Source organism: bacterium (assembly GCA_012517375.1).
In the GTDB taxonomy this organism is placed as follows: Bacteria; Hydrothermota; Tepidihabitantia; order B3-TA06; family B3-TA06; genus JAAYVC01.
On the sequence record JAAYVC010000058.1, the window covers coordinates 1 to 3,776 of the forward strand.

Consider the following 3,776-nt stretch of genomic DNA (forward strand, 5'->3'; position numbering starts at 1 on the left):
AAGAAACGCCATACTCGTCGGTTCTTACGTTATGGTAAATCCTGACAACTGGCAGAAGAATGTTGATCTTTACGACGGTCCTGCGAATACCAATCTCGCACTCTCTTACGAATGTTCCGACCTCGTTCTTTACAACGGCTCCAAAACAATCCCTGCAGAGAGTGTGCAGGTTAATTCCAACCTGATTGCGACTCTGGCTCTTGGGGATGCCGAATTGAACATCGTTCAGGTGCCTTTGTTCCACGCCCAAGCGCCCAACGACCCTCAGCACTTTGTGGGCACAGTCACCGTTACAGCCAGAGGTGAAGGAATGGTCGTCTCAGACGAGTTTACCCTTGAGGTCAAACAAGTCGCGGGCACCGCGCCTTTGGCTTCAAGCCTCTGCTTCGGCGGGGAGCCTTTGCCTGAGGGCAATCGTCTTTACTGGTCGAGGTTCGGCTTCGGTGAGCAAGGCTACAAGCTTTATCGTGCAAGGATAGACTCTGAGGAATTCACAATAATCAATGATAATCCCCTGGTCACCACCGAGTGTACCGACTACGATGTGGAACCCGTAATCGACTACAAGTACAAGCTCGGACTCGAAATGCCGAACGGCAAGGAAATAACAATAGGGCCGCTTTCCCTGACCTCTTCCAGTGAAGTAGGAAATATTGTGCTTTATGAAACCAGTCCTAATCCTTGGGTGGATGTCACTGAGATTAGTTACTTTATACCAAGAGACATCACCTCAGCGCAACTCAAGGTATACGACATAACAGGCAAGCTTGTGAAAACCCTGGTAGACGGCCCGCAGGATAGCGGAAATCATTCAGTTACCTGGGACGGTACAGATGAGCGAGGGCGAACTATATCCTCGGGTGTCTACTTCTACATACTCAATGCCCGTGATCAAAAGCAAACCAAAAAGACCATTCTGGTTCGATAGAGTGGTGATCAGAAAACCCTGCGCTGTATGAGCGCCAACAACTTCATGGGGGCGGCGCATGCCGCCTCCGGAAAACCAAAACCCAAGGATGTATCATGTATCAAATTAGGGCTCCAAAAATAGGTGAGTCAGTGATACTTGGTTTGGCATATAAATTGCTCTTCATGATTTCAGTAGCAATCTTAATGAGAAAGATTACAGGCTACAATAATACGCCTGATACCCTGCCGTCAGGGCTTGATAAGGCGGTTTGAATGAATAGCATTTTATCAACCGTGGAAATTTCTACGAGATGCGAAACATTACCCGGAATACTTGTCGAGATTACGACGGCAAAGGAAAAAAAGAGAAATGAATGGAACTGACGATTCGAAAAAAATCAAGGAGTTAATAGAAGCTCTAACGTCAAGACTTAGGGGTCTTAAAGAGAAAGTTTCCCCCTCTGAAATTCAAACAGGGAAATATTACGAGGCCGGATTCATCCCTTTAATCGAAGAGACTCTTAAGACCATCAATAGTTCGGAGTCGTTAAACCCAGAGTTAAACGTTATGATTAGAAGATTTCTGGCGGAACTCTCTCAATATCACATTCTTCCCGAATCTGCGGTCTGGCCGAGGAGATACTTATACGAAAAAACATACCTTCGCAAATGGGAGGAACCACAGAAGCGATTTATTTACAAAGCCCTTGATTCTCTTTACAAGACAAAAGGATTCAAAGGATGGGAAGATCCCGCCGTTGCGGATGTTCGTGAGGAATTTGAGGATACTTTCAGAGAATTTTATTCGATAAGGCTATCGAATGCCTGGCAAGTAGATGAAAAATCGAATACGGAATCGATATTAACCCCGGAAAACGAAGCGGCTTTGAAACTTGGCAAAACCCTTGTAAGACTTTTCTATGTGGAAGGGCTAGCGGCCGAACTCCTGGATGCATGGAAAAAATACGAAGAGTTTATATATTTAACACCACACTACAGAGACCACCTTTTGCATCTTGTGTACGATTTTCTGCTAGGTTGCCGCATATTCGACGGTTTGCTCCCAAGTGTTCATGAAAATTGGAAATATTACACAAACAAACAAATCTCCTTGGATCATTTCAGGGTCAGAATCATGCGGTCATGGCTTATAGCCTCTCTGTTTCACGACATAGGTTATACGGCGGAAACCCTCGAATCCCTTCAAAAGACACTCCAAAAAACTTTTTTTTCAAAGGTCCCAGGACTAATGCTTTCACAGCTTAAACTTCAGAAGGAAGAATACATCCTCCATGAATTGAACGATTTTTTGACAATGCTTTCTTTTATCTTCACGGAGGATGAGTTTTCATTTGACTTTGAAAGACTTATGGAATTTAAGGAAAAAAAATATTACCCTGAAAGCCTTATTTTCGGGGCTATTAATTCCCTTCTTGCAGATCAGGTAGCCAAGCTTGACCATGGCGTCATGAGCGCCTTGTTCTTGCTTTTGACCCTCAAGGTGGACATTCATGAATTCACAATGGAAGAGGATGAAAAAGAATCCCTTGATGTCAGGGTAAACAAATTCCGACGGGAAAGAAGCGAGCTTCTGGAAGATGTTGCAAGCGCCACATTAGCCATAGCGTTGCACAACATGAGGCAGATTGATTATCAGGGTTTGACTATAGATTTTACATCTCACCCTATTTCTTTCATGCTTGCGTTGTGCGATCAACTGCACGAATGGGATAGACAAAGCAACTGGAGCAGAAGGGATGATCCCTTCAAAGCGGTATACGGTTTCGATGTATTCCCCGCCCTTAATGACCCCAAGAGCCTTTTCGAGGATAAGGTTTCCATGACAACCCTTGAAGGAGTGGAATACCAATCGGATTCATTTTTCCATTACCTAAAAACCCGAATAAACACTTACGGTGAAAAGCCTCTCAACATTGAATCAAAGCTCAGACAAGTTGTTCCACTGATGCAGGATATTATTAACAAATCCAAGGGTTCAACAAACCTTGAGATCAAGATGACGCTTCGCAAGTGGATTGACACTTCAAATCTAGAACCCGAATTGAAGAGTATTCTTAAAGCGCTTATCTTGAACCTGACAAACGATATTCTTACCCTTATTTACGTGGGCGGGAATAAGCAAACACGAGGCCATTACGGAGACAGAATAGGGGACGTGTGGGACGGATTACATCATTTGTTTCACAAGAATCTTTCATGGGGCCCAGCGGCATGCATCCTGCACGGCTACGAAGAGGATCAAGTAGGTCTGTTCTTTGTCGCTGAATACAGGTCGTCCATGAAGGAGTACGTTTTTGACGGAACACTCAAACCAAAACGTAAAGACAAGGAGGAAAAAAATGATGAATAATACCACAGGTGATGAAAATGGTATGGAAAAGAGGATAGGTACTATTGAAGAAAAGCTTGATCAAATTATATCACGATTCAATAATGAATTGCAGGGTATACTTGATTCGGCTCGTAAGAAAAAGGATGAAGTGCAGCAGGCCTTAGCCTCTATTACACTACCTTCAGACAAGTGGTGGGAGATTATCTTCAAGGAACCTGTTAAGGTTTTCACTTCTTCACCCAACCAGCAACTCGACATACAGAGGATAAGAACTAAGATAATAAGGGTCTCAATCAAAAACGCGACTGGAACTACACCAGTTGGAAACTCTGAAGACTTCTTTAATGCGGATTGGGCAATTATTAAACCTAAACTTGTTTTCGCTGCTCAGCATACAGATTGGATTGACTTCGAACGCTCCGCCATCCAAATGTCTGAGATATACGTGCCTATAAGGAACATCGCAGCCATATTATGACAAATAGGTTTACTGAGGAAAGACTGACGCCAGCTT

The 3,776-nt window shown here is 43.8% G+C and carries 4 protein-coding genes; all 4 read left to right on the forward strand.

Annotated features, from left to right (window positions below):
- A partial coding sequence (locus GX441_06575; protein NLI98308.1) for a T9SS type A sorting domain-containing protein occupies positions 1-928 on the forward strand: 928 nt, incomplete at its 5' end.
- Between the two features lie 95 nt (positions 929-1,023).
- Positions 1,024-1,182 carry a hypothetical protein gene (locus GX441_06580; protein NLI98309.1) on the forward strand — a complete coding sequence of 53 codons (159 nt, stop codon included), beginning with the start codon at positions 1,024-1,026 and terminating at the stop codon, positions 1,180-1,182.
- Between the two features lie 97 nt (positions 1,183-1,279).
- Positions 1,280-3,280, forward strand: coding sequence for a hypothetical protein (locus GX441_06585; GenBank protein NLI98310.1), 2,001 nt, complete (start codon positions 1,280-1,282; stop codon positions 3,278-3,280).
- Complete coding sequence (locus GX441_06590; protein NLI98311.1) at positions 3,270-3,740, forward strand: hypothetical protein; 471 nt, start codon at positions 3,270-3,272, stop codon at positions 3,738-3,740. Before GX441_06585 ends, GX441_06590 begins: the two co-directional genes overlap by 11 nt.
- Positions 3,741-3,776 lie beyond the last annotated feature (36 nt).

Bases quoted from the DNA above. Each gene is read 5' to 3' on its own strand.
- GX441_06590 (NLI98311.1), top strand. From the start codon at position 3,270: ATGATGAATAATACCACAGGTGATGAAAATGGTATGGAAAAGAGGATA.
- GX441_06585 (NLI98310.1), top strand. From the start codon at position 1,280: ATGAATGGAACTGACGATTCGAAAAAAATCAAGGAGTTAATAGAAGCT.
- GX441_06580 (NLI98309.1), top strand. From the start codon at position 1,024: ATGTATCAAATTAGGGCTCCAAAAATAGGTGAGTCAGTGATACTTGGT.